This is a genomic window from Verrucosispora sp. WMMD573 (assembly GCF_027497175.1).
Classification (GTDB): domain Bacteria; phylum Actinomycetota; class Actinomycetes; order Mycobacteriales; family Micromonosporaceae; genus Micromonospora.
On record NZ_CP114901.1, the window covers coordinates 6,158,404 to 6,184,844 of the forward strand.

General features: G+C 72.8%; 19 protein-coding genes. 13 read left to right on the forward strand and 6 right to left on the reverse strand.

What is annotated here, in order from left to right:
* The first annotated feature begins 59 nt into the window (after positions 1-59).
* The 3 genes from O7601_RS27845 (at position 60) to O7601_RS27855 (ending at position 4,111) form a co-directional block, all read left to right on the forward strand.
* Positions 60-1,991, forward strand: a complete 1,932-nt coding sequence (locus tag O7601_RS27845; protein ID WP_281564011.1) for a bifunctional adenosylcobinamide kinase/adenosylcobinamide-phosphate guanylyltransferase — start codon at positions 60-62, stop codon at positions 1,989-1,991.
* Positions 1,981-2,754: an adenosylcobinamide-GDP ribazoletransferase gene (locus O7601_RS27850; RefSeq protein ID WP_281564012.1), complete on the forward strand. Its 774-nt coding sequence runs from the start codon at positions 1,981-1,983 to the stop codon at positions 2,752-2,754. The genes O7601_RS27845 and O7601_RS27850 overlap by 11 nt, the downstream gene beginning before the upstream one ends.
* A gap of 67 nt (positions 2,755-2,821) precedes the next feature.
* The gene (locus O7601_RS27855; protein ID WP_281564013.1) at positions 2,822-4,111 is read left to right on the forward strand and encodes a DUF2314 domain-containing protein; all 1,290 of its coding nucleotides are present in this window, start codon (positions 2,822-2,824) and stop codon (positions 4,109-4,111) included.
* A 119-nt stretch (positions 4,112-4,230) separates the two neighbouring features.
* On the opposite strand, the gene gcvT is transcribed toward O7601_RS27855, so the two are convergent.
* A complete protein-coding gene (gcvT, locus tag O7601_RS27860; protein WP_281564014.1) occupies positions 4,231-5,355 on the reverse strand; it encodes a glycine cleavage system aminomethyltransferase GcvT in 1,125 nt (374 codons plus the stop codon).
* A 162-nt stretch (positions 5,356-5,517) separates the two neighbouring features.
* Here gcvT and O7601_RS27865 point away from each other — a divergent pair, with 162 nt between their 5' ends.
* Positions 5,518-7,089, forward strand: a complete 1,572-nt coding sequence (locus tag O7601_RS27865) for a leucyl aminopeptidase (RefSeq protein WP_281564015.1) — start codon at positions 5,518-5,520, stop codon at positions 7,087-7,089.
* Positions 7,090-7,292: 203 nt separating this feature from the next.
* Here O7601_RS27865 and O7601_RS27870 read toward each other — a convergent pair whose 3' ends face one another.
* The gene (locus O7601_RS27870; RefSeq protein WP_281564016.1) at positions 7,293-7,622 is read right to left on the reverse strand and encodes a hypothetical protein; all 330 of its coding nucleotides are present in this window, start codon (positions 7,620-7,622) and stop codon (positions 7,293-7,295) included.
* Positions 7,623-7,801: 179 nt separating this feature from the next.
* Here O7601_RS27870 and lpdA point away from each other — a divergent pair, with 179 nt between their 5' ends.
* Both lpdA and sucB read left to right on the forward strand, forming a co-directional pair.
* On the forward strand, positions 7,802-9,193 hold the full coding sequence (lpdA, locus tag O7601_RS27875) for a dihydrolipoyl dehydrogenase (RefSeq protein ID WP_281564017.1): 1,392 nt from the start codon (positions 7,802-7,804) through the stop codon (positions 9,191-9,193).
* Between the two features lie 72 nt (positions 9,194-9,265).
* Positions 9,266-11,101, forward strand: coding sequence for a 2-oxoglutarate dehydrogenase, E2 component, dihydrolipoamide succinyltransferase (sucB, locus tag O7601_RS27880; protein ID WP_281564018.1), 1,836 nt, complete (start codon positions 9,266-9,268; stop codon positions 11,099-11,101).
* 194 nt (positions 11,102-11,295) lie between these two features.
* Here the strand turns inward: sucB and O7601_RS27885 are convergent, their stop codons facing one another.
* Positions 11,296-12,240 carry an SDR family NAD(P)-dependent oxidoreductase gene (locus O7601_RS27885; protein ID WP_281564019.1) on the reverse strand — a complete coding sequence of 315 codons (945 nt, stop codon included), beginning with the start codon at positions 12,238-12,240 and terminating at the stop codon, positions 11,296-11,298.
* A 137-nt stretch (positions 12,241-12,377) separates the two neighbouring features.
* Between O7601_RS27885 and O7601_RS27890 the strand changes: the two genes are divergently transcribed.
* From O7601_RS27890 to O7601_RS27905, 4 genes are all read left to right on the forward strand, one after another.
* A complete protein-coding gene (locus O7601_RS27890) occupies positions 12,378-12,956 on the forward strand; it encodes a TetR/AcrR family transcriptional regulator (RefSeq protein WP_281564020.1) in 579 nt (192 codons plus the stop codon).
* A gap of 45 nt (positions 12,957-13,001) precedes the next feature.
* Positions 13,002-14,327, forward strand: coding sequence for a low temperature requirement protein A (locus tag O7601_RS27895; RefSeq protein ID WP_281564021.1), 1,326 nt, complete (start codon positions 13,002-13,004; stop codon positions 14,325-14,327).
* 172 nt (positions 14,328-14,499) lie between these two features.
* Complete coding sequence (locus tag O7601_RS27900) at positions 14,500-15,507, forward strand: aldo/keto reductase (protein WP_281564022.1); 1,008 nt, start codon at positions 14,500-14,502, stop codon at positions 15,505-15,507.
* Between the two features lie 47 nt (positions 15,508-15,554).
* Positions 15,555-16,460 (forward strand): TIGR01777 family oxidoreductase, encoded by a 906-nt coding sequence (locus O7601_RS27905; RefSeq protein ID WP_281567069.1) that lies wholly within the window; start codon positions 15,555-15,557, stop codon positions 16,458-16,460.
* A 99-nt stretch (positions 16,461-16,559) separates the two neighbouring features.
* Here O7601_RS27905 and O7601_RS27910 read toward each other — a convergent pair whose 3' ends face one another.
* The gene (locus O7601_RS27910) at positions 16,560-17,801 is read right to left on the reverse strand and encodes a PHB depolymerase family esterase (RefSeq protein WP_281564023.1); all 1,242 of its coding nucleotides are present in this window, start codon (positions 17,799-17,801) and stop codon (positions 16,560-16,562) included.
* 181 nt (positions 17,802-17,982) lie between these two features.
* Between O7601_RS27910 and O7601_RS27915 the strand changes: the two genes are divergently transcribed.
* A complete protein-coding gene (locus O7601_RS27915) occupies positions 17,983-19,803 on the forward strand; it encodes a DUF2079 domain-containing protein (protein ID WP_281564024.1) in 1,821 nt (606 codons plus the stop codon).
* A gap of 47 nt (positions 19,804-19,850) precedes the next feature.
* On the forward strand, positions 19,851-20,495 hold the full coding sequence (gene lipB / locus O7601_RS27920) for a lipoyl(octanoyl) transferase LipB (protein ID WP_281564025.1): 645 nt from the start codon (positions 19,851-19,853) through the stop codon (positions 20,493-20,495).
* A gap of 133 nt (positions 20,496-20,628) precedes the next feature.
* Here lipB and aspS read toward each other — a convergent pair whose 3' ends face one another.
* Positions 20,629-21,915, reverse strand: a complete 1,287-nt coding sequence (gene aspS, locus O7601_RS27925; RefSeq protein ID WP_281564026.1) for an aspartate--tRNA(Asn) ligase — start codon at positions 21,913-21,915, stop codon at positions 20,629-20,631.
* A gap of 450 nt (positions 21,916-22,365) precedes the next feature.
* Here aspS and lipA point away from each other — a divergent pair, with 450 nt between their 5' ends.
* On the forward strand, positions 22,366-23,358 hold the full coding sequence (lipA, locus tag O7601_RS27930) for a lipoyl synthase (RefSeq protein WP_281564027.1): 993 nt from the start codon (positions 22,366-22,368) through the stop codon (positions 23,356-23,358).
* A gap of 135 nt (positions 23,359-23,493) precedes the next feature.
* On the opposite strand, the gene O7601_RS27935 is transcribed toward lipA, so the two are convergent.
* Entirely contained in the window at positions 23,494-26,373 is a 2,880-nt protein-coding gene (locus O7601_RS27935; RefSeq protein ID WP_281564028.1) for a helix-turn-helix transcriptional regulator, read from the reverse strand.
* Positions 26,374-26,441 lie beyond the last annotated feature (68 nt).

The following is a 26,441-nucleotide window of genomic DNA, read 5'->3' on the forward strand; positions in this document are numbered from 1 at the left end:
CGGTGCGGTGGTCGCACCTGCGGTGCCCCGGCCGCCCCGCTGGACGTAAGGTACGCAGCATGTCCCATGACGGGTGGAACACGCTTCTGGTCCTCGGTGGCATCCGGTCCGGCAAGTCGGAGTTCGCCGAGTCCCTGGTCGCCGACGCGCCCACGGTCCGCTACCTGGCCACCGCCGCCGACCCGGGCGACGACCCCGAGTGGGCCGCGCGACTCGCCGCGCACCGCGCCCGCCGGCCCGGGGCCTGGAGTACGGAGGAGACCGCGACCGACCCGCGTCGTCTCGCGGACGTGATCTCCACCGCCCGGCCCGAGGAGACACTGCTCGTCGACGACCTCGGCGGCTGGGTGACCGTCCTGCTCGACCCGGCTCACCAGCCGGCCGACGACACCGCCACCGTGGCGGAACTGGCCGCCGCCGTGCGGTCCTGCGCCGCCCGGCTGGTGCTGGTCAGCCCCGAGGTCGGGCTCTCCCTGGTGCCCACCACACCGCTGGGCCGGGCGTTCACCGACGCCCTCGGCGCGGTCAACCGCGCCGTCGCGGACGCCTGCGACACGGTGGTTCTGGTGGTGGCCGGTCAGCCGTGCCGGTTGAAGCCCGCCGCCGTCCAGGCCGCCACCACCGACGCGGCACCGGCCGCTCCCGCCCCGGCTTCGGCCCCGGTGCCTGCGCAGGCCGGCCCGGCCGCCGCCCCGGTGCCCGCACAGGCCGGCCCGACCGGTCAGTCACCGGTCGCCCCCGATGCGCCACCGCTGCCCGGCTCACCGCCGGTGACCACCCCGCAGGTGCCCGCCGAGCCGGGCACCGAAGCTGGCGGCACCGGTTGGACGGCGCCCACCATGGCTCTCCCGGTGGTCGCGACCGGCCTGGTCATCCAGCCCGGCATGGAACTGCCCATGCCCGACGAGGACGCCGGACCGCAGGCCGTCGAGCGGCTGGCGGGCCTGGACGTGCCGGGCACCGGGCTCGGCGCGCTGGAACAGGTGATCTCGTTCGCCGCCGCCACCCAGGGCACTCCCACCCCGACGCCGTGGCGGTCGGTGCGGGTGCTGCTGGTGCACGGCGACCACACCGGCGGGGTGGCCGCCGGCACGGTGGGCGGTGAGTCGGACCGGCGGGCCGGGCAGGCCCGAGCCGGGCGGGGCGTGCTCGCCCGGCTGGCGGCCGAGAGCGGCGCGAGCCTCCAGGTGGTGGACGCACCCGCCGCCGCGCCGATCGAGCACGGCCCGGCGCTGGACGCCGAGCAGGTGGACTCGGCCCTGCGCTACGGCTGGCGGCTGGCCGAGGAGGCGGCGGATGCGGGCGTACAGCTGCTGGTGCTGGCCGCCTGCGGCGCCGGCACGGCGGCCACCGCCGCGGCGGTGCTGGCCGCGACCGCCGGCGCCGAACCGCCCGCGGTGCTCGCCCGGGTGGTCACCGCGGGCGGCGAGATCGACGACGTGGCCTGGATGGCGCGCTGCGCCGCGGTCCGCGACGCCCTGCACCGCACCCGTCGCGCCTCCCGGGACGCCGTGAACGTGCTCGCCGAGTTGGGCGGCGGGGACATCGCCGTCGCCACCGGCATCCTGCTGGGCGCGACCGCCCGCCGGCTGCCGGTGCTGCTGGACGGGCCGGTCGGGGTGGCCGCCGCGCTGATCAGCCGGGACCTGGCCGGGCAGGCCCGGCACTGGTGCCTGTTGGCCGACGACGGCGGTCATCCGGCCGTCCGGCTGGCCGCCGAGGTGCTCGGCCTGGATCCGTTGACCCAGCTGCGGCTCGACCTCGGCGAGGGGGCGAACGCGCTCACCGTCCTGCCGCTGCTGCGCTCGGCGCTGGCTCTGTCCGCCGCGCTGCCGTCCCGCCCTGAGGGCGACGACAGCGAGGGTGACGGGCCGGGCCCGGTCGAGGAGGCGGAGCCCGACTTCCACGAGCCGGAGCCCGAGGGGCCCGGCCCGACCACCACCGGGCCGGCCGCCGAGCCGGCGGAGACCTCCGCCGCACGTGCCGGCTGAGCCCCGGCTCGGCGACGGAGCGCGGCTGGCGCTGACCACCCTCACCATCCTGCCGCTGCGCGTCGGCCGGATCGACCGGGCCACCGCCGGTACGGCGATGACGCTCGCCCCGGCGGTCGGCGTGCTGCTCGGTCTGCCGCTGGCCGGCGTACTGCTGTTGCTGGAGGCCGGCACCGCGCCGCTGGTCGCCGCCGGGGTGACCGTCGCGGTGGCCGCCCTGCTCACCCGGGGGCTGCACCTGGACGGGCTGGCCGACACCGTGGACGCGCTCGGGTCGTACCGGCGCGGACCGGCCGCTCTGGAGATCATGAAGAAGCCCGACGTGGGGCCCTTCGGCGTGGTCGCCCTGGTCCTCGTCCTGCTGGTGCAGGCCGCGACGCTGGCCGAGCTGGCCGGTCGGTCCCGCCCGGCGGTGTTCGCGGCGGTGCTGACGGCCACCGCGGCGGGGCGGCTCGGGGTGACGCTGGCCTGCCGCCGGGGGGTGCCGGCGGCGCGTCCGGAGGGACTGGGTGCGCTGGTCGCCGGCAGCGTCGGGCCGGTCGCGCTGGCCGTCGCCACCGCCGTCGTCGTGCTGCTGTCGGTCGCGGCGGTGCCGCACCGGCCGTGGCAGGGCCCGCTGGTCGTCCTGGCGGCGCTCGCCGTCGCGGCCGGGCTGCTGCGGCATGTGGTACGCCGGCTCGGCGGGATCACCGGAGACGTGCTCGGCGCGACCGTCGAGCTGGTCACCACGCTCGTCTACCTGGGACTGGTGCTGTCCGCCTGAGTCGGTGGCCCGGCGCCGGGTAGCGTACCTGCGACGACTGCACCGGCGCGGCCACCCGGGGGACGACATGCTCATCACCGACGACTTCCTGCCCGTTCCGGTCCCGGAGTCGCTCAGTGCGACCTATCTGGTGCCGACGGTGGGGCTGCCGTCGGTGACGGCCCGGACGGCCGTCGGAAAGCTGGCCGGCCGGCTCGCCGAACCGGTGTACGGGCTGGCCCGGCAGATGCTGGACAGTCCGCTGATGAGCGTCGACATCCGGCCGGTCGGCGAGTTTCCCGAGCTGCCGCCGGACCTGCTCACCGCGTTCGGGGCCAGCGAGGCGCAGCTGGACCGGCTGGCCGCGGCGACCCACCTGGTGGTGGTGCAGGCAGAGTACCGGCCGGGCTGGCCGCCCGCCCACGAGTGGGCCGCCCGGGCGGTGGCCGCGGCGGTCGCCGAGGCAGTGGATGGCGATGTGGTGGACGTCTTCGGCCTGCAGTTCCTGGACCCGGCCGCGGCGCTGCGCTCGCTGCCCGACGCGCAGGGCCGGGTCCGGCTGGTCGACTGGGTGCTGGTGCCCTACTCGTCGGACGCCGAGGGGCTCTGGTTCACCACCAAGGGGCTGCGCCGCTTCGGCCTGCTGGAGTTGCAGACCCAGGGGGTGCCCGACCATCTCACCCGGGCCTGGGGCGCGGTGATGACCGGTGCCGCCCGACGCCTGCTGCGGGACTGGACCGACGGGCTGGCTGGCGAGGAGGTGCCGGCCTTCGTGCAGCTACCGGTGCTGGCCACGGTGACCGGGCACGACATCGCGGTGGCGTACGGCAATCCGGAGCAGCACGGGGCGACCGCGCCGGTGCTGCTGCGCCTGGAGCTGGACCCGGCCACCGACCCGGACGCCGACTCCTTCCTCAGCCTGCGCCCGCCGGCCGGGCATCCCGGCCCGGCCGGACGCTACTTCGCCAACGCCTGCGCCACGCTCTTCTCCGGGATCCAGCCCGACGTGCGGTACGCCCGCTCCGGGGACGCGATGAGCCGGGCGATCGCCACCGCCCGCGCCGGCCTGGCGGACATCCGGGCCCGGTTCCGCGACGGTCAGCTGCCCCCGGAGACGCAGCTGGTCGTGAAGTACGGGCTGCCGGGCGACGACGGGCCGGAGTACGTCTGGGCCGGCGTGACGGAGTGGGATTCCCCGGACCGGATCGTCGGTGCCAGCGCCAGCGACGCCAACACCGACCCCACCGTACGGATCGGCTCCCCCGTCGTCGTGGAGGTCGCCGACATCGTCGACTGGGCAGTCCTCAACACCAGCGGCGTCATCGAGGGCGGCTGGACCCAGGCCGTCCTGGACGCCGGCCAACCCCCCACCCCCTAACCCCCACCCCCACCCCGCATCACCTCGTTGATCATGAGGTTAGCGGCACTTTTCGATCTTCAAACTGCCGCCAACCTCATGATCAACGCGAACAGGGGTGGGTGGGTGGGTGGGTGGGGTTATTTGACGGAGGGGTGGATGAAAGGGGGGCGGGATAGGTGGGCGGGGGTGCGGCGGTTGCGGATGTCGATGTGTAGCTCGGCGCCGTCGGGGAGGGCGGGGGCGGTGTCGATCAGCGCGAGGGCGATGCCCTGCTTCCGGGTCGGGCTGAAGGTGCCGCTGGTCACGGTGCCGACGCGGGTATCGCCGGCATAGACCGCCATGCCGGGGCGGGGAATGGCACGTTCGACGGCGACCAGGCCGCGCAGCGTACGCGCCGGACCGGCGGCCTTCTCCGCGACCAGCGCGTCGCGGCCCCAGAAGGTCGGCTTGTCCCAGCCGACCGCCCAACCGGAGCGGGCCTGCACCGGTGTGATCTCCAGCGAGAGGTCCTGCCCGTGCAGCGGATACCCCATCTCGGTGCGCAGCGTGTCCCGGGCGGCCAGCCCGCACGCCTGCGGCGTCGGCTCGGCGGCGAACAACGCGTCCCACACCGCGACCGCGTCCCCGGCCGGGACCACCAGCTCGTAGCCCAGTTCGCCGGTGTAGCCGGTACGGCACACGGTCAGCTCGACCGGGCCGAGCGCCGCCCGGGTGAAACTCATGTACCCGTGCTCGGTGGGCAGACCGAGCCCGCTCAGCAGTTCCGCAGACCGGGGCCCCTGCACCGCAAGTACGGCGTACCCCTCGTGCTCGTCGGTGATGGTGACCTGCGGCGGCGCGGCGGCGCGCAGCCGGCGTGCCACCTCGGCGCTGTTCGCCGCGTTCGGGATGAGGAAGACGTGGTCGTCGGCGTGCAGGTAGGCGATGATGTCGTCCACCACCCCACCGGTCGCCTCGTCGCAGCACAGGGTGTACTGCGCCCGACCCGGCCCGATGCGGTCCAGGTCGTTGCTGAGGCAGGCGTTGACGAACTCCGCCGCCCCCGTGCCGGTCACCCGCACCTTGCCCAGGTGTGACACGTCGAACACCCCGACGCCGGTACGCACCGCGGTGTGCTCGCGCAGCACCCCGCCACCGGCGTACTCAAGGGGCATCTCCCAGCCGCCGAACGGAGCGAACTTGGCGCCGAGCGCGGTGTGCCGGCCGCCCAGCGGAGAACGACGCAGCCGGGTCGCGGCGGCGTCGGTGGTCACCTCGGTCATGGGTGGCAACTTACCGGGACGCACCGGGCTGGTTAGCATCGGCGGGACCGCCGGATGACCCGGCGGGGCAGCAATGACGTCCGGCGGGTAATCATCCGCCGGGGAACTCCATCGCCGGTACGCCACCACGCGACCGGCCCGGCCCGCCCGGGAGCAGCCTCCGTGACATCGCCCAGCACCACCCTGAGCCTGGTCGACACCGACCCCGCCGAGCTCGCCGTCGACGCGATCGTGATCGGCGTGCACAGTACGACCGGCGAGCAGGACGCCACCAGCGGCCTCGCCGGCACCCTGCTGCTCGCCAGCGGCGCCGAGAGCATCGCCGCCGCCTTCGACGGCAAGCTGACCGAGACGCTGGCATTGCTCGGCGCGACCGGCGGCCCGGGCGAGGTGATCAAGTTGGCGACGCTGGGCACGGTCACCGCGCCGGTGCTGGCCGCCGTCGGTCTCGGCCCGGAGCCCAGTGGCGCGGCACCCGCCCCGGAGACGCTGCGCCGGGCGGCGGGCGCCGCCGTGCGTGCCCTGGCCGGCGCGGCCCGGGTGGCGATGACGCTGCCACTGCCGGACGACGCCGACGCCGACGCCGCGCTGCGCGCGGTCGCTGAGGGCGCGCTGCTGGGCGGTTACCGCTTCGCCGGGTACAAGACCCGTCCGCAGCCGGCCCGCCGCGAGCCGGTCGCCGAGGTGCTCGTCGCCGTGCCGGACGCCGCAGACGCCGCAGCGCAGCGCGAGGTGACCCGGGCCCGGACGGTGGCCGGCGCGGTCCGGCGCACCCGCGACTGGGTGAACATCGCCCCGAACGAGCTGCGCCCGCCGGCCTTCGCCGACGCGGTCGCCGAGGCGGGTCGGGCTGCTGGTCTCGAGGTCGAGGTGCTCGACGAGGTCGCCCTGCGCGAGGGCGGCTACGGCGGCATCGTCGCCGTCGGTCAGGGCTCGGAGGCCCCGCCGCGACTGGTCAAGCTGACCTACACCCCGGACGGTGGCGGCACCGGTAAGCGGGTCGCCCTGGTCGGCAAGGGCATCACCTTCGACACCGGTGGCATCTCGATCAAACCGGCGCAGGGCATGTGGGAGATGAAGTCGGACATGGCCGGGGCGGCGGCGGTGGCGGCCACCATGCTGGCGGTGGCCGAGCTGAAGCCGTCGGTGGCGGTGACCGGGTACGTGCCGATGGCGGAGAACATGCCGTCGGGGACCTCGTACCGGCCGGGTGACGTGATCACCATGTTCAACGGCAAGAAGGTGGAGGTGCTCAACACCGACGCCGAGGGCCGGATGATCCTCGGTGACGCGATGGCCCGGGCCTGCGCCGACGGCTGCGACTACCTGTTCGAGACCTCCACCCTGACCGGCGGTCAGGTCGTCTCGCTGGGCAAGCGGATCTCCGGCGTGATGGGTACCGCCGAGCTGTGCGAGCGGGTCCGCGGCGCCGGTGACGCGGTCGGCGAGCCCGCCTGGCCGATGCCGTTGCCGGACGACGTGCGCAAGGGCATGGACTCGGACGTCGCCGACATCTCTCAGGTGAACGCGGGCATGGACCGGGCCGGCCACATGCTCCAGGGCGGTGTCTTCCTGCGTGAGTTCGTCACCGACGACGTCGCCTGGGCGCACATCGACATCGCCGGCCCCTCGTACCACGCGGGCGAGGCGACCGGCTACTGGACCAAGGGCGGCACCGGCGTCCCGGTCCGCACCCTGCTGCACCTGATCGACGACGTGGCCGCCAACGGCTGAGCCCTGCGCGGACTGCGCGGACTGCGCGGACTGCGCGGACTGCGCGGACTGCGCGGACTGCGCAAGATTCGATCAGTTTCGGGGAAGTTGCTGTCTCGACGCGCCGGGAGGCAGCAACTTCCCCGAAACTGCTGGCCCCCGGCGCGCAGGGCGCGGCACGCAGGGCGCGGCGTGGGAGCGGGTGTCCCCGGCGTGGGAGCGGGTCAGTACTGCTCGGGGCGGCGTTTGCGGCGCTCGTTGTAGTCGCGCATGCGTTGCGGGTAGCCCATCAGCGCCACGTCGTAGATCGGGATGCTCAGCCGGTACGCGAACCGCCGCGCGCCGTCCGGCCCGTCGATCCGGCGTCGGGTCCACTCGCCGTCGTCGGCGATCAAGATCACAGTGGTCTCGGTGACTGTGGTACGCGGTTCGATGTACGCCTCGACGCCCTTTCGGGTACGGACGAAGTTCTCAAGGTGCTCCAGATCGGCACGATTGGCCGTACGGTCAGGGTCAGCCGCACGTGATCGCTTGCTTCGCCGGAACAGTCCCACCGAGCCGTCTCCCCAGTCGTGGCGTATCGAAGGCAGAGCCAAGGGTACGTGGCGGCAACGTGTCGTTGGGCACCTCGGTACGCGGGTGCGACGCGGTGGTGACAAGATGGCCGAGGTGGGGTGTGTCCGTGTTACCCCGCCGTGACCCCCGATGCAGCGAAGCGACCTGGGAGTTGGACGTGAGCGAGCCGAACGACACAACCTTCGACATCGTCATCCTCGGAGGTGGTAGCGGCGGTTACGCGACCGCCCTGCGCGCCGCCCAGCTGGGCCTTTCCGTGGCGTTGGTGGAGAAGGGCAAGCTCGGGGGCACCTGCCTGCACAACGGTTGCATCCCGACCAAGGCGCTGCTGCACGCGGCCGAGATCGCCGACCAGACCCGCGAGTCGGAGCAGTTCGGTGTCAAGGCCGAGCTGGTCGGCATCGACATGGCGGGGGTCAACTCGTACAAGGACGGCGTGATCTCGCGGCTCTACAAGGGCCTGCAGGGGCTGGTCAACGGCAACAAGTCGATCACCTTCGTCGAGGGGCATGGCCGGTTGGTCGCCCCGAACGCGGTCGAGGTGGACGGCAAGCGGTACACCGGCCGCAACGTGGTGCTGGCCTCCGGGTCGTACGCCAAGAGCCTGCCGGGCCTGGAGATCGACGGCGAGCGGGTCATCACCAGCGACCACGCCCTGACCCTGGACCGGGTCCCCGCCTCGGCGATCGTGCTCGGCGGCGGCGTGATCGGCGTCGAGTTCGCCAGCGTGTGGAAGTCCTTCGGGGTGGACGTGACGATCGTCGAGGCGCTGCCCCGGCTGGTCGCCGCGGAGGACGAGGAGTCGTCGAAGGCGCTGGAGCGCGCCTTCCGCAAGCGGAAGATCAACTTCAAGGTCGGCAAGCCGTTCGAGAAGGTCGAGAAGACCGACAACGGCGTGAGGGTGACCATCGCCGGCGGCGACACCGTCGAGGCCGAGCTGCTGCTGGTCGCGGTCGGCCGGGGCCCGAACACCGCCGACCTCGGCTACGAGGAGCAGGGCGTCAAGGTCGACCGGGGCTACGTGCTGACCGACGAGCGGCTGCGCACCAACGTGCCGAACGTCTACGCCGTGGGCGACATCGTGCCCGGTCTCCAGCTCGCCCACCGCGGTTTCCAGCAGGGCATCTTCGTCGCCGAGGAGATCGCCGGCCAGAACCCGGCGGTGATCGACGAGGCGGGCATCCCCCGGGTCACCTACAGCGACCCGGAGCTGGCGTCGGTCGGCCTCACCGAGGCGAAGGCCAAGGAGCAGTACGGCAACGACAAAATCAAGACCTACAACTACAACCTCGGCGGCAACGGCAAGAGCCAGATCCTCAAGACGGCCGGTTTCGTGAAGCTGGTGCGGGTCGAGGACGGTCCGGTGGTCGGCGTGCACATGGTCGGCGCGCGGGTCGGCGAGCTGGTCGGCGAGGCGCAGCTGATCTACAACTGGGAGGCGTACCCGGGCGAGGTGGCGCAGCTCGTGCACGCCCACCCGACGCAGAACGAGGCCCTGGGCGAGGCGCACCTGGCGCTCGCCGGCAAGCCGCTGCACGCGCACGCCTGACCACGACGTACCCGCGGCGTCCGGCGACGGGCGACGCTCCCCCCACCAGGGAAATGAAGGAGTCTGGAGAACATGCCGGTATCGGTCACCATGCCCCGGCTCGGCGAGAGCGTCACCGAGGGCACCGTCACGCGCTGGCTCAAGCAGGAGGGCGACACCGTCGAGGTCGACGAGCCGCTGCTCGAGGTTTCCACCGACAAGGTCGACACCGAGATCCCGTCCCCGGCGGCCGGGGTGCTGACCCGGATCGTGGTGGGCGAGGACGAGACGGCCGAGGTCGGCAGCGAGCTGGCGGTGATCTCCGGCGAGGGCGAGTCGGCCGGCGGCGGAGCCGCCCCGCAGCAGCAGGAGGCCCCCGCCGAGCAGGCCGCCGAGGCCGCGGCGGAGCCCGAGGCCGAGGCGGAGCAGCCCGCCGTCGAGGAGCCGGCCGAGCAGGCGGCCCCGACGGCGTCGGGTGAGGGCACCCCGGTGCAGATGCCGGCCCTGGGCGAGAGCGTCACCGAAGGTACGGTCACCCGTTGGCTCAAGCAGGTCGGCGAGACCGTCGAGGTCGACGAGCCGCTGCTGGAGGTTTCCACCGACAAGGTCGACACGGAGATCCCCTCGCCGGTCGCCGGTACCGTGCTGGAGATCAAGGTCGCCGAGGACGAGACCGCCGAGGTCGGCGCGACCCTGGCCGTGGTCGGCGCCGCCGGTGGCGCGCCGGCCGAGGCGAAGCCGGAGCCCGAGGCGAAGCCGGAACCCGAGGCCAAGCCCGAGGCAGCGGCCAAGCCCGAGGCAGAGACGAAGCCCGAGCCCGAGGCCAAGCCCGAGCCGAAGGTGTCCGAGCCGACGCCCGGCATGTCGTACAACGAGCCGGCCGCCGAGGCCGAGACCGCTCAGGAGCCGGTCAAGGCCGAGCAGGCCGCGCAGCCAGCGGCTCCCGCCCCGCAGCGCGCGGCAGCGTCCAACGGCGGCGAGCAGGCGGCCGGTTACGTGACGCCGCTGGTACGCAAGCTGGCCAGCGAGCACAACGTGGACCTCGCCTCGGTCAACGGCACCGGGGTCGGCGGTCGGATCCGCAAGCAGGACGTGCTGGACGCGGCGGAGAAGGCGCGCGCCGCCAAGGCCGCTCCCGCCCCGGCGGCAGCCCAGCCGGCGGCCGGTGCACCGGCCAAGCCGGCCGCCAGGCCGCAGCCGAGCGCCAAGCGCGGCACCACCGAGAAGCTGCCGCGCATCCGTGCGGCGATCGCCAAGCGGATGCTGTCGTCGCTGCACGAGATGGCGCAGCTGACCACGGTGGTCGAGGTGGACGTCACCAAGGTCGCCAAGCTGCGGGCGCAGGCCAAGGAGTCGTTCCAGCAGCGGCACGGCGTCAAGTTGTCGTTCCTGCCGTTCTTCGCCCTCGCGGCCATCGAGGCGCTTCAGGCGTACCCGATCGTCAACGCCAGCATGGACCTGGACGGTGGGACGATCACCTACCCGGACGCCGAGAACCTCGGCATCGCGGTGGACACCGAGCGGGGCCTGCTGGTGCCGGTCATCCACAACGCCGGTGACCTGAACCTCGGCGGTATCGCCAAGCGGGTCGCCGACCTGGCCGAGCGGACCCGGACCAACAAGATCAGCCCGGACGAGATCGCCGGGGCGACCTTCACGCTTACCAACACCGGCAGCCGGGGTGCCCTCTTCGACACCCCGATCGTGCCGTCGCCGCAGTCGGCGATGCTGGGTACGGGTGCCGTGGTGAAGCGCCCGGTCGTGGTGAACGACCCGGATCTGGGCGAGGTCATCGCCGTACGCCAGATGGTCTACCTGGCCCTGTCGTACGACCACCGGCTGATCGACGGCGCCGACGCCGCCCGCTTCCTGACGGCGGTCAAGGAGCGCCTGGAAGCCGGCAACTTCGAAGCCGAACTGGGCTTGTAACCCCAGCGCACAAAGGGCGCCCCGGCCCCCAGACCGGGGCGCCCCCTCCCCTCCCTCCCTCCCCCCTCCCCCTCCTCCCCCTCCTCCCCCTCCTCCCCCTCCCCCGGAGGGTTGATCATGAAGTTGTTGTCGCCGGGTTCGGCGTGGCGCGACAACAACTTCATGATCAACGGCGAGATCCGGGGATCAGGGGATCAGGGGGTGGGGGTTTGGGTGCTGAGCTGCCAGAGGCGCTGGGCGGATTCGGGGTCTTGGGCGTAGTCGGCTACGCCGGTGCGGGTGTTGGGTTGGTGGGGGGCGGCCTGCTGGCAGTCCTCGAAGTAGCGGCCGCCGACGCCGTCGAGCAGCGGCGAGGTGGCGACCAGCACCGAGGTGGCGGCACCCTGCTCCGGGGTCTTCCAGGACGGCGCGGCCGGGCCGCTCTGGGCGCGCATCCGAGCCAGCTCCTCCTCGGTCACGTAGCGCTGGAGGTTGGTGCGGATCCCGCCGGGGTGTAGCGCGTTGGCCAGGATGCCGTCGTCGGCCCAGCGCCGGCTCGCCTCGACCGCGAAGAGGATGTTGGCGGTCTTGGACTGCCCGTACGCGGCCCACGGCTCGTAGTCCCGGCGCTCGAAGTGGATGTCGTCGAAGACGACAGGCGAGCGCAGGTGCGCGGCCGAGCTGACCGAGACGATCCGGGCGCCCTGCGCGGCGGCGAGGGCCGGGTACAGTCCGGTGGCGAGCGCGAAATGCCCCAGGTGGTTGGTGGCGAACTGCATCTCCCAGCCCTGCGGGGTACGCAGCTCCGGCGAGGCCATCATGCCGGCGTTGTTGACCAGGATGTGCAGCGGCCCGTCCCAGTTCGCCACGAAGGCGGCCACCGAGGCCGGATCGGCCAGGTCGAGCGGGGCCACGGTGACCCGGTCGTTGCCGGTCGTACCGATGATCTCCGCCGCCGCCCGGTCGCCCTGCTCGGGCTTGCGAACCGCGAGGGTGACGTCGGCACCGGCGGACGCGAGCGCCCGGGCGGTCTCCACGCCGATGCCCGACCCGCCGCCGGTCACGACGACCCGACGCCCGGTGAGGTCGATACCCGCGACGACCTCCATCGCGGTGGACTGCGCGGTGAACGGGGTGCTGACAGGTGTGCCGATGGTCATGATCCATCCTTGTCTCAGATGTGCGGCGGGTCGGTCCGCCGCTACGATGAGAAACGGAGGCTCCTCCGTTACTGCCAGGCTAACCGGAGGACCCTCCGTTTGCCAACCGGACGGAGGCCGACTGTCAGGAGGAGTACGTGCCGGAGCAGCCATCCCGACCGTTGCGCGCCGACGCGCTGCGCAACCGCCAACGGTTGCTGGAGGCGGCCGTCCGGGCGTTTTCCCAGGCCGGCACGGAAGTAACCCTGGAGCAGATCGCCCGCGACGCGGCGGTGGGCATCGGCACCCTCTACCGGCACTTCCCCACCCGGGAGGCGTTGGTCGAAGCCGCCTACCGCAACGAGTTGGAGCGCCTCTGCGACTCCGCCGCCGAACTACTCGGACAACTGCCACCCGAGGCGGCGACCCGGGCCTGGATGGACCACTTCATCGACTACCTCGCCACCAAGCGTGAGATGGCCGACGCGCTGCGCCTGGTGATCGCCGCCGGCACCAACCCGTTCGCGCAGAGCCGGGACCGGCTGCTCGCAGCCGTGACCAGACTGCTGGCGGCGGGCGCGGCGGCCGGCACGATGCGCTCGGACGTGGAGCCCGGCGACGTCCTCGCCGGGCTCAGCGGGGTGTCGCTCGCCGCCGGTGGCCGGGAACAGCGCGACCAGGCCCGACGCCTGCTCGACCTGCTGATGGACGGTCTGCGATACCGCCGGCCTGACTGATCGGAAACGGGCGTACGCCCAGGTCGCCGCTGCCAGACTCAGCCCGTGGGCGACGTGGGCTGGCGGGGGCGGCTCGGGCCGGCCGTCGGCATCGCACCCGGCGCCCGGGTCGACAAGTTCGAGATCTTCTTCGACCTGGTCTTCGTCTTCTCGTTCTTCATCATCACCCGGGCCACCGCCGCCAACATCAGCGGCCGCCAACTGCTGCACGCCGCGCTGGTGCTGGCGGTGCTCTGGTGGTGCTGGGTGGTGCACACGGTGGTGGCCACCCGGATCCGTATCGGCGAAGGTTTCGTGCCGGTGCTGATGGTCGTCGGGATGGCCGCGCTGTTCTGCTTCGCCATCGCCCTGCCGCAGGCGTTCATGGACCCGCAGACCAGCGAGGCCGGGCCGATCGTCGTCGCGGTCAGCTATGTGGTCATCCGCGCGGTGCATCTCGCACTGTTTCTGCACATCGTCCGCGACAATCCGGCAGAGCGCCGGCAACTGCTCCGCTACGCCCCCGAGCTGACGCTGAGCACCATGCTGCTGCTGGTCGCCGCGCTGCTGCCCGGACACATCCCCGACCCTGGGATGGCCGAGCTCGTCCGGGACGCGCTCTGGGTCGCCGTGGTGCTGCTCCAGTACGGCACCGGCCTGCTGGCCCGCACCTGGGGCTGGCAGGTGACCTCGGCTGAGCACTGGACCGAACGGTACGACCTGATCCTGATCATCGCGCTCGGCGAGTCGGTGATCTCCGTCGGTGTCGGCAGCAACCTGCTCGGTCAGGCGCCGACCTGGCCCGGGGTGACCGCCGCCGTGCTCGGGATCGTCTTCACCGCCGCCCTCTGGTGGGTGCACTACGACCTGATCGGCCCGGCCGCCCGGATCGCCCTGCACGCCACCCTCGGCCGCACCCGGGTGCTGATGGCCCGCGACGCCTACGCCTACCTCTACCTGCCGATGATCGCCGGGATCATCCTGTTCGCCCTCGGCGCCGAGGGCATCGTGCACGACATCGCCGAACCCGGCGTACCGGTCGCCGAGCCGGCCCACGGGGCGAAAGTGCCGATGCTGTTCGGCGGGGTATTCCTCTACCTGCTCGGCAACATGGCCTTTCAGCTCCGTACCCTGCACACACTGAGCTGGACCCGGGTCGCCACCCTGGTCGTACTGCTCGCCGCCATCCCGGTCGCCATGCCGATGCCCGGGCTGGTCGCGCTCGGGCTGCTCACCGCGATCTGCGTCGGCCTGGTCTTCGCCGAGGTCGTCTTCATGTCCGAGGCCCGGCACACGCTGCGCGCGGTGGTATTCGAGGAACGCACCGCCCACGAGACCAACGAGGCCGCCTACCGCGCTCGCTGGCACGGCCAACCCCCCGGCACAACCTGACCGCCCGAGACGGCCAGTCGAGGCGACTGATCGGCACGACTTGCGGCATCATGGCCGGTTCCCGGCGATGGAAGGCGCGAAATGCGGCATCCTCGTGAACAGGCTCGGCCATCGGCCAGGTGCAGTCAGCGCGCTTGACTTCGAGTGTGCTCCAACCGCGACGCTTGGCGGCATGACGACGACACGGAAACTGGGTCGCAGCGGGATCGAGGTCAGCGCGATCGGCATGGGGTGCTGGGCGATCGGCGGGCCGCTGTGGGGCGACGACCGGCAGCCGCTGGGCTGGGGCGAGGTGGACGACGAGGAGTCGGTACGGGCCGTGCACGCGGCGCTGGAGCACGGGGTGACCTTCTTCGACACGGCCAGCAACTACGGGGCCGGGCACAGCGAGCGGGTGCTCGGTCGGGCGCTGACCGGCCGTCGCGACCGGGTGGTGATCGCCACCAAGTTCGGCTTCACCTCCGAGGAGGCGACCCGCCGGGCCACCGGCGAGGACCACCGTCCCGAGTACGCGGCGGCGAGTCTGGAGGCGTCGCTGCGCCGGCTCGGCACCGATCACGTCGACCTGTTGCAACTGCACCTGAACGACCTGGCGCCGGCGCTCGCGCTCGACCTGGTCGACACGCTGGAGAGCATGGTCACCCAGGGCAAGATCCGGGCGTACGGGTGGAGCACCGACCACCCCGACTCGGCCGCCGCCTTCGCCCCGGCCGCCCCGCACTGCACGGCGATCCAGCACGACCAGTCCGTGCTGCGGGACAACGCCGAGATGCTGGCGGTCTGCGACACGTACGACCTGGCCAGTATCAACCGGGGGCCGCTGGCGATGGGGCTGCTCACCGCCGCCACCCGGTCGCTGGGCGACGACGACGTGCGGGGACGGGCACCGGAGTGGTTGCGCTGGTTCACCGACGGCAAGCCGGCACCGCAGTGGGCGCAGCGGGTGGCTCAGGTACGCGCGGCGCTCACCGCCGACGGCCGTACCCTCGCTCAGGGCGCGCTCGGCTGGCTGCTGGCCCGCAGCCCGCGTACGGTGCCGATTCCCGGGTTCCGCACGGTGGCCCAGGTCGAGGAGAACACCCGGGTGCTCACCCTCGGGCCGCTGCCCGCCGACGCCTACGACGAGGTCGAGCGGCACCTGTCGGAGCTGCGTAGGGACGAGGCCGCCACACGGGCGTGACCGACTCGACGCGGCCGGGTCGCCGCGCGTACCCGAAGATGGAGGGCATGCGGATCCTCATGGCCGGCGCTTCCGGCTTCCTCGGCACCCGGCTGGTCGACCTGCTCGTCGCCGACGGGCACCAGGTGACCCGGCTGGTACGACGACCGCCGCGCGCCGCCGACGAGCGACGATGGTCGCCGTCGGCGGCGCAGTTGGACCCGGCGGTGGTCGCCGAGGCCGACGCGGTGATCAACCTGGCGGGCGCCGGTGTCGGCGACCGGCGCTGGAACGACAGGTACCGGCAGCTGATCCGGTCCAGCCGGGTGGACACCACCACCACCCTGGCCACCACGATCGCCGGGCTACCGGTGGCCGACCGGCCGGAGGTGCTGCTGAACGCCTCGGCGATCGGCTGGTACGGCAACACCGGCGACCGGGTGGTCGAGGAGGACGCGCCGGCCGGCGAGGGTTTCCTCGCCGACGTGGCCCGGGTGTGGGAGGCGGCCACCCGGCCGGCCGAGGATGCCGGGGTACGGGTGGTGCGGCTGCGTACCGGGCTGCCGCTGCACCGCGACGGTGGGCTGCTGAAGCCGCAGCTGCTGCCGTTCAAGCTGGGCATCGCCGGCCGGCTCGGCAGCGGCCGGCAGTGGATTCCGTGGATCTCGATGACCGACTGGCTCAACGCCACCACGTTCCTGCTGGCCCGGGCCGATCTCGCCGGGCCGGTGAACGTGGTCGGCCCGGCCTCGGTCACCAACGCCGAGTTCACCCGGGAACTGGCCCGCCAGCTGAACCGCCCCGCGGTCATCCCGATCCCCGCGCTGGCCCTGAAGGTGGCCCTCGGCGGCTTCGCCCAGGAGGCGTTGACCAGCACCCGCGTCCTCCCCGGCGTCCTCAACCGCGCCCAGTTCACTTTCCGCCACCCCGACCTCCCCACCGCCCTCCACGCCGCCCTCCACCCCGCCCCCTAGCCTGTCGATCATGAGGTTGACGGCAGAGTTGATCTCTAAAACTGCCGCCAACCTCATGATCAACGCGGGTGTGGCGGGGTCGGGGGCCTGGTGGGTGGGTCAGCAGCCGATGGTCCAGTGGTTGGGGGCGGTCTGGCGCAGGGTGGTGGTGTAGAAGGTGTTGTAGAGGCCCATCCGCTGGTTGGAGCCGTTGGCGTAGGCGTAGCCGCCGGAGTGGTAGGCGCGGCCGGCGGCGACGTGGGCGTAGTTGCTGGCGGTGACGCAGGTCGGGGTGCTGGTCGGGGTCGGGGTCGGGCTCGCGGTCGGGGTGGGTGACGCGGTCGGGGTCGGGCTGGTCGTGGGGCTCGCGGTCGGGGTCGGGGTCGGGGTCGCGCCGCCGTTCAGGCCGAAGAAGAGCGCGTCGTGGTACGTCGAGCAGATGGTGTCCAGGAAGTACGCGGCGGCGGTACCGCACTGGTCCGCGCCCGAGCCCGGGTCGACGGGGGTGCCGTGCCCCATGCCGGAGACCCGGTGCACCCGGACCACATCGTTGCCGTAGACCTCGACGCTGGTGCCGGCCGGCAGTTGCCGGGTACTGGTGGGCGTCTGCGAGACACCGAGCACGTTGGTCCACTGGTCGCGGGACTCGGTGGCGTTGGCCGTCGCCACCGTGTAGTCGCTGGTGCCGTGCCAGATGGCCACCTTCGGGCGGGCGCCGGAGTAGCCGGGGTAGGCGTTGCGGACGAGGTCGCCCCACTGCGCGGGGGTCTTGTCCACACCCGGGCTCATGCAGGAGAACGCGTTGATCATGCTGGTGGCGCAGCGGTGCGGCAGCCCGGCGATGATCGAGCCACCGGCGAAGACGTCCGGGTAGGTGGCGAGCATCGCGGCGCTCATCGCTCCGCCGCCCGACAGCCCGCTGACGTACACCCGGTTGGCGGCCGTGCCGTACGCCGACTTGGCGTGGTCGACCATCTGCTTGATGGAGAGCGCCTCGCCCTGCCCCCGCGCCGTGTCGCCGGTCTCGAACCAGTTGAAGCAGGAGCTGGAGTTGTTGGCCGAACGTTGCTCGGGCACGATCAGCGCGAACCGCCACTGGTCGGCGTACTTCCTCCAGCCGGAGTTGGCGAAGTAGCCGCTGGCGTTCTGGGCGCAGCCGTGCAGCAGCACCACGGCCGGGGCGCCGGAGGGCAGGTTGTCCGGCCGGTACGCGTACATGGCGAGGTTGCCGGGGTTGGAGCCGAAGCCGGTGACCTGGGTGAGGGACGCGGCCTGGGCGGGCGCGGCGACGGCCACCAGGGCGGTGGCGGCCAGGGCCAGCCCGGCCAGCGCACCGGCGAGCCGGGTACGGGTGCGGCGCACGAGAGCCTCCATGGTTGTGAGCTGGATCACCAATGATTGCCGCGACGTTACGCAGTCGTGTCACACCGATGACATGGTGGCCGTGCACACATTCGTCGATGTCCGGGTGTGGCGGAGCGGGCCGACGCCTACCTGCCGGGTCTGACCGGCGTGTCCCGGTGCGGTTGGTAACGTCCGCTAGGTGCCCACCTCCCCGTCCGTGGCGTCCGCGCCCGCCTCACCGTCGCCGTCACGGATCACTAGCGACCGCCGCGCCGACCTGACCGTGGCGCTTGTCGCGTTGGCACTCGCCGTCTGGGTGACCAGCGGGCTGTGGATCGACCCGAACGGGCGGGCGATCACCGTCAACTCCAGCGACCAGGCGCTGTTCGAATGGTTGCTGGCCTTCGGCGGGCACGCGCTGACCCATGGCGACAACCCGCTCTTCACCTATCTGATCAACGTCCCGGACGGGGTCAACCTCGCGGTCAACACCTCGATCACGGTGTACGCGGCGGTCTTTGCCCCGCTGACGTACCTGATCGGCCCGTCGGCCACCTTCCTGGTGATCCTCACCCTCAACCTGGCCGCCACCGCGGTCGCCTGGTACTGGCTGCTCTCCCGGCACCTGGTCCGCAGCCCGCTCGCCGCCGCCGTCGGCGGACTGTTCATCGGCTTCTCCCCCGGGATGGTCTCGCACGCGAACGCCCACCTGAACTGGACCGCCGGCTGGCTGGTGCCACTGCTGGTGTGGCGGCTGTTCGCGCTGCGCCGGCCGGGTCACTGGCTGCGCGACGGCGTCATCCTCGGCGTACTCGTCGCGGTCGCCTTCTCGATCGCCGCCGAAGGACTCTTCTTCACCGCGCTGGCGCTCGGTCTCTTCGTCGCCGTCTGGGCCCTGCATCCGGCCAACCGGGCCGAGGCACGCGCCGTCCTGCCCTCGTTCCTGCGCGGGCTCGCGGTGACCGCGGTGGTCGCCGGGGTGCTGCTGTCCTACCCGCTGTGGCTGCACTTCGCCGGGCCGCAACGATTCCACGGCACCGGCTTCGACGCAGTGATCCACTCCGAGGACATCGCCGCGTACGCCGCGTATCCACGCCGCTCACTGGGCGGCGAGGCCGGGTTCGGCACCTCGCTGGCGCCGAACCCCACCGAGGAGAACTCCTTCTTCGGGCTGCCACTGCTGGTGCTCGCCGTCGGCTGTTTCGTGCTGCTGTGGCGCGGCGGTGACACACGTCGACGGGCCACCCTGTGGGCCCTCGGGATCGTCGCGGTGGTGTTCACCGCGCTCTCCTTCGGGCCGGTCGCCAAGGTCGACGGCCAGCGCACCGACCTGCCGATGCCCTTCGACCTGCTCGGGCACCTGCCGGTGGTGAACGCCGCGCTGCCCGCCCGGTTCGCGCTGGTGGTGACGCCGGTGATCGGCCTGCTGCTGGCGTACGCGGTGGACCAGCTACGCCGACGCCCGCCGTCGCGCCCGGCGGCAGTGGCCTGGACGGTCGGCTTCGCGGTGGCCCTGGTGCCGCTGCTCCCCACTCCCCTGCTGACCAGCGAACGTGAGCCGATCCCCCGCTTCATCACCTCCGGCGCCTGGCGGGACTACGTCTCCCCGGGCGGGGTGCTGACTCCGGCACCGCTCACCCTTGACGTCTACCCCGACGGCCAGCGCTGGCAGGCGTACGCGCTGGCGCACCGGCAGGGCGAGTTCGCCATCCCGTCCGGTTTCTTCCTCGGCCCCGGCGGCCCCGACGACCGGGGGCGCATCGGCCCGGTGCCGCGCCCGTTCGGCGCGCTGCTGGACCAGGCCGCCCGCAGCGGTCTACCGCCGATCGTCACCGAGGGCACCCGCGAGGAGGTCCGGGCCGACCTGGAGCACTGGCGGATCGAGACGGTGGTGCTCGCCGACCAGGTGCACGGCGCCAAATGGCCGGTCGACGAGGAGGCCATCCGTCGCACCCTGGTCCTGCTCTTCGGCGAACCGGAGCGGGTCGAGGACGCCTGGGTATGGCAGGTCCGGCGGTGAGCCGGCTCACCGCCGGTGACCAGCGGGTACGGGTCTAGGCTGGACACGTGACCGTGACGACCTCCGGCCTGACGGCCGTACGCGCCGGTGTCCTCGACTATGCCGCCGCCTGGGACGAGCAGCGTCGCCTGCACGAGGCGGTGGTCAGCGGCGGACAGGGTGACACCGTGCTGCTGCTGGAGCACCCGAGCGTGTACACCGCCGGCAAGCGCACCGAACCGTGGGACCGCCCGGTCGACGGCACCCCGGTGATCGACGTGGACCGCGGCGGCAAAATCACCTGGCACGGCCCGGGCCAGTTGGTGGGCTACCCGATCGTGCGTCTGCCCGACCCGGTCGACGTGGTCGCGTACGTCCGGCGGGTCGAGCAACTGCTGATCGACGTGTGCGCCGAGTTCGACCTGGCCGCAGGCCGGGTCGAGGGACGCAGCGGGGTGTGGGTTCCGGCCGACGAGCGGGGCCCCGAGCGCAAGGTCGCGGCGATCGGCATCCGGGTAGCCCGAGGCGTCACCCTGCACGGCTTCTCCATCAACTGCGACTGCGACCTGGCGCACTTCGACCGGATCGTGCCGTGCGGCATCCGCGACGCCGGCGTCACCTCGCTCACCGCCGAGCTCGGCCGCCCCATCACCGTCGCCGACGTCCTCCCCGCAGTCGAACGCCACCTCCCCACCCTCCTCCCCACCCCCTAAACCCCCTCCCACACGTCCAGCCCACGCTCCAGCCCCGCGTTGATCAAGAAGTTTGCGTCGACTTCGCCGGCGCGGATCCCGACGCAAACTTCTTGGTCAACTTGGGCGGAGGGTGTGGGGGCGGGGGTTGGGTTTAGGGGGCTAGGCGGTGGAGGTCGCGGGGGAAGGGGGTCACCTCGCGGATGTTGGAAGCGCCGGTGAGGCGGGCGACCAGGCGTTCCAGGCCGATGGCGAAGCCGCCGTGCGGTGGCATGCCGTGACGGAACGCGTCGACGTAGCCGGCGTACGGTTCCACCGGCTCCCCCCGGTCGGCCAGCGCGGCCAGATAGTCGACGTGCCGGTGCAGTCGCTGGCCACCGGTGACCAGTTCGAGCCCCCGGAACAGCAGGTCGAAGCCGTTGGAGTAGCCCGGCCGCGCCGGGTCCGGATGGGTGTAGAACGGCCGCTTCGCCATCGGGTATCCGGTGACGAAGAGGAATTCCGACCCGTGCTCGCGCCGGGCCCACTCCCCCAGCGCCCGTTCGTGCGCCGGGGCGAGGTCCGGTTCGTCGGCAGGGGCGTTGGCGATCCGCAGCGCGTCGGTGAAGTGCACCGCCGGGATCTGCGCGGGCACCGGTGGTGGCGTGACACCGAGGGTGGCCAACGCGACGGCGGCCCGGTCACCGACCGAGTCGAGCATCCCGGCGAGGGTGTCCCGCAGTACCGTCATCATGTCCCGATGGTCGGTGACGAAGCCCAGCTCGACATCGAGCGAGGTGTACTGCGCCAGGTGCCGCACGGTGTCGTGTGGCTCGGCCCGGAACACCGGCCCGACCTCGTAGACGCGCTCGAAAACGCCGACCATGAGCTGCTTGTAGAACTGTGGCGACTGGGCCAGGTACGCGGGCCGACCGAACCAGTCCAGGGCGAAGACGTTCGCCCCGCTCTCCGTGGCGGACGCGACCACCTTCGGTGTGTGGATCTCCACGAATCGGCGGGCGTCCAGCGCGGCCCGGAAACCGGCCACCGCCGCCGCCGAGATCCGCAACGCGGCCGATCGGGTCGGGTGACGCAGGGCGACCGGGGCGTGGTCCAGCTGGGTCGGCAGGGTGGCGGCCAGCTCGGGTCGGTAGAGGTCGAACGGGGGCGGCACAGCGGGCGGGCCGAGCGGTCGTACCGTCGGGTTGGTCAGCTCCAACCCACCGGGCGCCGCCGCGTTGGTGACCACGGTGGCCACCACCTCGACGACGGTCTCCTCGGGTAGCGCCGCCACCTCGGCACGCACCGCGGGGTCGGTGACGACCACCTGGGCGAGGCCGGCGGCGTCCCGGACGATCAGGAAGGCCACCGACTTGAGCAGGCGGCGGCGGTGGACCCAGCCGGCGATCCGGACGGTACGCCCGGTGTACGGCGTGAGCTGGTCGGACAGGATGCGTTGCATGGCTACCTCCTCGATCAGTCGCAACGCGATCCCCGGGAGGTGTGGGCGAGCGGGAACCTCGCGGTGCCACCACACCTTCGCTCCCGTCGAGACGGGAGCCTCGTTCGTCGCCTTTTGACCGGGGCCAGCCGGGCGGGGTCTACTGGGCGCGGATGCCGGCTCGCCCCCGCTGCACCAGGGCCGTCACCGCACGCTGTTCTTCCCGCAGCTCGGGAGGGTCTTCGCGGCCCCGGCGCCAGACCGCCTCGCAGCAACCGGCGGCTCTCTTCAACTGGCGGATCGGTGCCCTACTCGGCTCCGTCGTCGCTTCGTGCCGGGCACGCTAACATCCGATCGCGTCGTCCTGTTACGTGTTTCTTGCGGCTTCGGTGTCCGGCGTCACAGGATTTCCGGGGTGACGGCCGTCGCCCGCTGTTCATCGACCGCCGCCGTCCGGCGTAGGCTCGTTTTGTGACGATCGAGCACTCCGCGCCGACGACCGGCCAGGCCGCGAGTACCGCGACGCCCGCCCCCGAGGGGCGGCGACTGCTGCGGATCGAGGCACGCAACGCCGAGACGCCGATCGAGCGCAAACCTCCGTGGATCAAGGTCAAGGCCAAGATGGGCCCCGAGTACACCCAGCTGCGTGGGCTGGTCGCCCGCGAAGGGCTGCACACCGTGTGCCAGGAGGCCGGCTGCCCCAACATCTACGAATGTTGGGAGGACCGCGAGGCCACCTTCCTCATCGGCGGTGACCAGTGCACCCGCCGCTGCGACTTCTGCCAGATCGACACCGGCAAGCCGGCCGAGTTCGACGCCGACGAGCCACGCCGGGTTGCCGAGTCGGTGGTGTCGATGGGGCTGCGGTACGCCACCATCACCGGCGTGGCCCGCGACGACCTGCCCGACGGCGGCGCCTGGCTGTACGCCGAGACGGTGCGGCAGATCCACGCCCTGCAGCCCGGTTGCGGTGTCGAGCTGCTGATCCCCGACTTCAACGCGGTACCCGAGCAACTCGCCGAGGTCTTCGGTGCCAGGCCGGAGGTGCTCGCGCACAACGTGGAGACGGTCCCCCGGATCTTCAAGCGGATCCGGCCGGCCTTCCGCTACGAGCGGTCCCTGGACGTCATCTCGCAGGCACGCGCCGACGGTCTGGTCACCAAGAGCAACCTGATCCTGGGCATGGGCGAGGAGCGCTCGGAGATCTCCCAGGCCCTACGCGACCTGCACGCCGCCGGCTGTGAGCTGATCACCATCACCCAGTACCTGCGTCCCTCTCCCCGGCACCACCCGGTGGAACGCTGGGTCAAGCCGGAGGAGTTCGTCGAGCTGCGTGAGGAGGCCGAGGAGATCGGCTTCGCCGGCGTGATGAGCGGCCCCCTGGTCCGCTCCTCCTACCGCGCCGGCCGCCTCTACCAGCAGGCCCTCGCCGCCCGCGAACCCGCAACCCTGGCCACCCACTAACCCACCGCCCCCGCCCCCGCCCCCGCCCCCGCCCCCGCCCCCGCCCCCGGCGATCATGCAGTTGTGGTCGTTGTTCTGCGGCATGAAGGGCATATGTCCACGACCACGACTGCATGATCGGCGCAATTCGGGGCGTCAGGGGTCGGTGAGCAGGTTGAGGCGGTGGGCGAGGGCGGCGGCCTCGACGCGGTTGGTCACGTCGAGCTTCGCGATGATCCGGGAGACGTGCACGCTCGCCGTCTTGGGCGAGATGAACAGCTGCTCGGCGATGCGGCTGTTGCTGTGTCCCGCGGCGACCAGACGTAACACCTCACGCTCCCGCTCGGTCAGCAGATCCGCGCCGGGTCGACCGTTGCCGGCACCACGTAGGCCCACGCGGCGGGCCAGGGTGGCGGCCCGTTCGGCGAGCCGTACCGCGCCGAGCCCATCGGCCAGCCTCGCCGCCTCACTCACCGCCGCGCCGACCTCGTCGCGCTCCCCCGCTCCCGCCGCCGCCTCGGCGTAGCCCAGCAGCACCCGCGCCAGCTCTCCGGGCTGACCGGCGGTCCGCCAGGCCGCGACCGCCGTCCGCCAGGCGGCGAGCGTCTCGGCACCGGAGGCTCCGCAGGCGACCACCTCGGCGGCGTACGCCCGCTCGGCGGGAAACCGGGCCGCGACGCCGCCGGCCAGCGCGGCGACCTCGACGGCCAGCGCCTCGTCGCCGACGTGCCGGGCGACCCGGGCCGCCGCGGCCAGCACCGGCCAGCTGTACCGGGGATAGTCGACGATCGCCGCATCGGTCAGGCACGCCTGTGCCGCCCGCAGCGCCTCGACCCGGTCGTCGGTCGCCAGCGCCGTCTCCAGCCGCAGCAGGTGCAGCGGAAGCCGGTTGTGCGGATGCAGGTACGGCTTGGTGAGGAAGCTCAGCGCCCGAGCGACGGTCTCGTCGGCACGGGGATGCCCCTGCGCCAGTCGCAACACGGCCCGCAGTTGCAGCCAGTGCAGGCCGGAGACGCCCGGCGGGTCGAGCCGGGCCGCCTCGGCGCATACCTGGTCGGCCTCCGCCCAACGGCCCAGCGCCAGCAGCGCCTCCGCCCGGTTCGAGAGCAGGTACGCCCCGGTGGAGCGGCTGATGCCGACCCGACGCGCCTCGCTCACCCCGTCGGCCGCAGCCTGCGCCGACTCGTCGTACCGGCCCAGCTCGAACAGCACGTCGGAGATGTGCACCAGGGCGCTGACCAGCGCCGGCGCCTCCCCGGCGGTACGCGCCAACGCCTCGCACCGGCGCAGCTCGGCCAGCCCGAGATCCCCCGCTCCCTCCCGGCGTCTCAGCACCGCCAGCTGCACCAGCAGCAGGGCCCCTTCGGTGTCGGCTGCCTGCGCCGCGGTCACCACCTCGGCGGCGATCCGGGCCGCGTCGGCATGATCGATGCGGGCCAGGTGATCGGCGAGGTCGGCGAGCAGCCGCAGTCGGTCCGGGCCGTCCGACACCCCGGACACCAGCCGGTACGCCTCCCGCAGCTCGGCCGCGCCGTCGCTCTTGCCGAGCATGGCCAGCATCCGGCCGCGCCGGTCCAGCAGCCGCGCCGCGCGCAGCGGCTGCTCACCGGTGTCCACCTCGGCCAGCGCGGCCCGGGTCAGGGTCAACGCACGCTGGTAGTCACCGGCGGTGGTTGCCGCGCTGAGCGTCTCCTCCAACAACGCGAGGTGGTCCATGCCGAGCCGGTCGGCGGCGTCGGGCACCAGTTCCCACAGCTCCAGCACCCGTTCCAGCAGCCGGGTCTGCTCCGCGTAGGCGTACCGGTCGGCGGCGGCGCAGGCGGCCACCCGGGCGGTCACCAGGGCCCGGGGATGGTCGTGGGCGGCGTACCAGTGGTGGGCGATCTCGGCCGGCGCCCGGCCGGCGGCGACCAGGTGCGGCTGCGCCTCGATGGCGGCGGCGAACCGGGCGTGCAGCCGGGCGTGTTCGCCGGGCAGCAACTCGTCGTGGACCGCCTCACGGACCAACGCGTGACGAAACTCGTAGTCGCCGTCCGGGTCGGCGACCAGCAGCTGCGCGGCGACGGCGGCTCGCAGGGCGTCGTCCAGTTCCCCTTCGGGCAGGCCGGCGACCTCGGCGAGCAGTTGGTGTGCCAGGCGATTGCCGCCGGCGGCGGCGATCCGCAGCACCCGCTGGGCCGTCTCGGGTAGCCGGTCCACCCGGGCCAGCAGCAGATCGCGCAGCGTCTCCGGCAGCGCGGCGCAGCCGATCGGGCTGCCGGCGGCGGCGAGCTCCTCGATGAACAGGGGATTGCCCTGCGTACGGTCGTGGATGTCATCGACCGCGCGGGAGGCCGGCTCGGCACCGAGCAGCCCAGCGAGGACCGCCCCGGTGCCGTCGCGCTCCAACCGGGACAGCTCGATCCGCTCGACGCCCCGGGCCCGGTCCAGCTCCGCCAGGAAGGGCCGCAACGGATGCCCCCGGTGCAGTTCGTCGGTGCGGTAGGTGCAGACCAGCAGCAGCCGCCCGGTGCGGGCCGCCCGCACCAGGAAGCCGATGAGGTCGCGGGTGGACCGGTCCGCCCAGTGCAGATCCTCGATCACCAGGATCAGCGGCTGCGCGGCGGCGAGCCGGCCGAACAGCTGGGCGACCAGTTCGAACAGGTAGCCCCGGGGGGCGTCCGAGGGCGGTCCGGCGGCGGGCGCGGTGGCACCGGCCGGCCGGGCCAGCTCCGGCAGCAGGCGGGCGAACTCGGCGTCGTACCCGTCGAGGACGCCGGTGCCGTCGCGGCGCAGCACCGCCCGCAGCACCGCGGCGAACGGGGCGAACGGCAGGCCGGCCTCGCCGAGTTCCAGGCACTGCCCGACCAGCAGGCGGGCGTCGTCGCCGACGGCGCGGCCGAACTCCTCCAGCAGGCGGGTCTTGCCGACCCCGGCCTCGCCACCGACCAGGACGGTGACCGGCTCCCCGGCGCGGGCGCGGCCGGCCGCCGCACGTAGTCGCGCCATCTCACGCTGGCGGCCGACGAGGACGGTGCTGGTGGGGCGGACGGTCACGGCACCGAGCATGCCACGCCCGCTGTCGCCCGCCCGCCGCCCGCTGTCCTCCCGGCCTCCGGCTCCCC

What these genes read in the sequence shown, in the direction of transcription:
- O7601_RS27845 (WP_281564011.1), top strand. Translation starts at nt 60, where the DNA reads ATGTCCCATGACGGGTGGAACACGCTTCTGGTCCTCGGTGGCATCCGG.
- O7601_RS27855 (WP_281564013.1), top strand. Translation starts at nt 2,822, where the DNA reads ATGCTCATCACCGACGACTTCCTGCCCGTTCCGGTCCCGGAGTCGCTC.
- gcvT (WP_281564014.1), bottom strand. Translation starts at nt 5,355, where the DNA reads ATGACCGAGGTGACCACCGACGCCGCCGCGACCCGGCTGCGTCGTTCT.
- sucB (WP_281564018.1), top strand. Translation starts at nt 9,266, where the DNA reads ATGCCGGTATCGGTCACCATGCCCCGGCTCGGCGAGAGCGTCACCGAG.
- O7601_RS27885 (WP_281564019.1), bottom strand. Translation starts at nt 12,240, where the DNA reads ATGACCATCGGCACACCTGTCAGCACCCCGTTCACCGCGCAGTCCACC.
- O7601_RS27900 (WP_281564022.1), top strand. Translation starts at nt 14,500, where the DNA reads ATGACGACGACACGGAAACTGGGTCGCAGCGGGATCGAGGTCAGCGCG.
- O7601_RS27905 (WP_281567069.1), top strand. Translation starts at nt 15,555, where the DNA reads ATGCGGATCCTCATGGCCGGCGCTTCCGGCTTCCTCGGCACCCGGCTG.
- aspS (WP_281564026.1), bottom strand. Translation starts at nt 21,915, where the DNA reads ATGCAACGCATCCTGTCCGACCAGCTCACGCCGTACACCGGGCGTACC.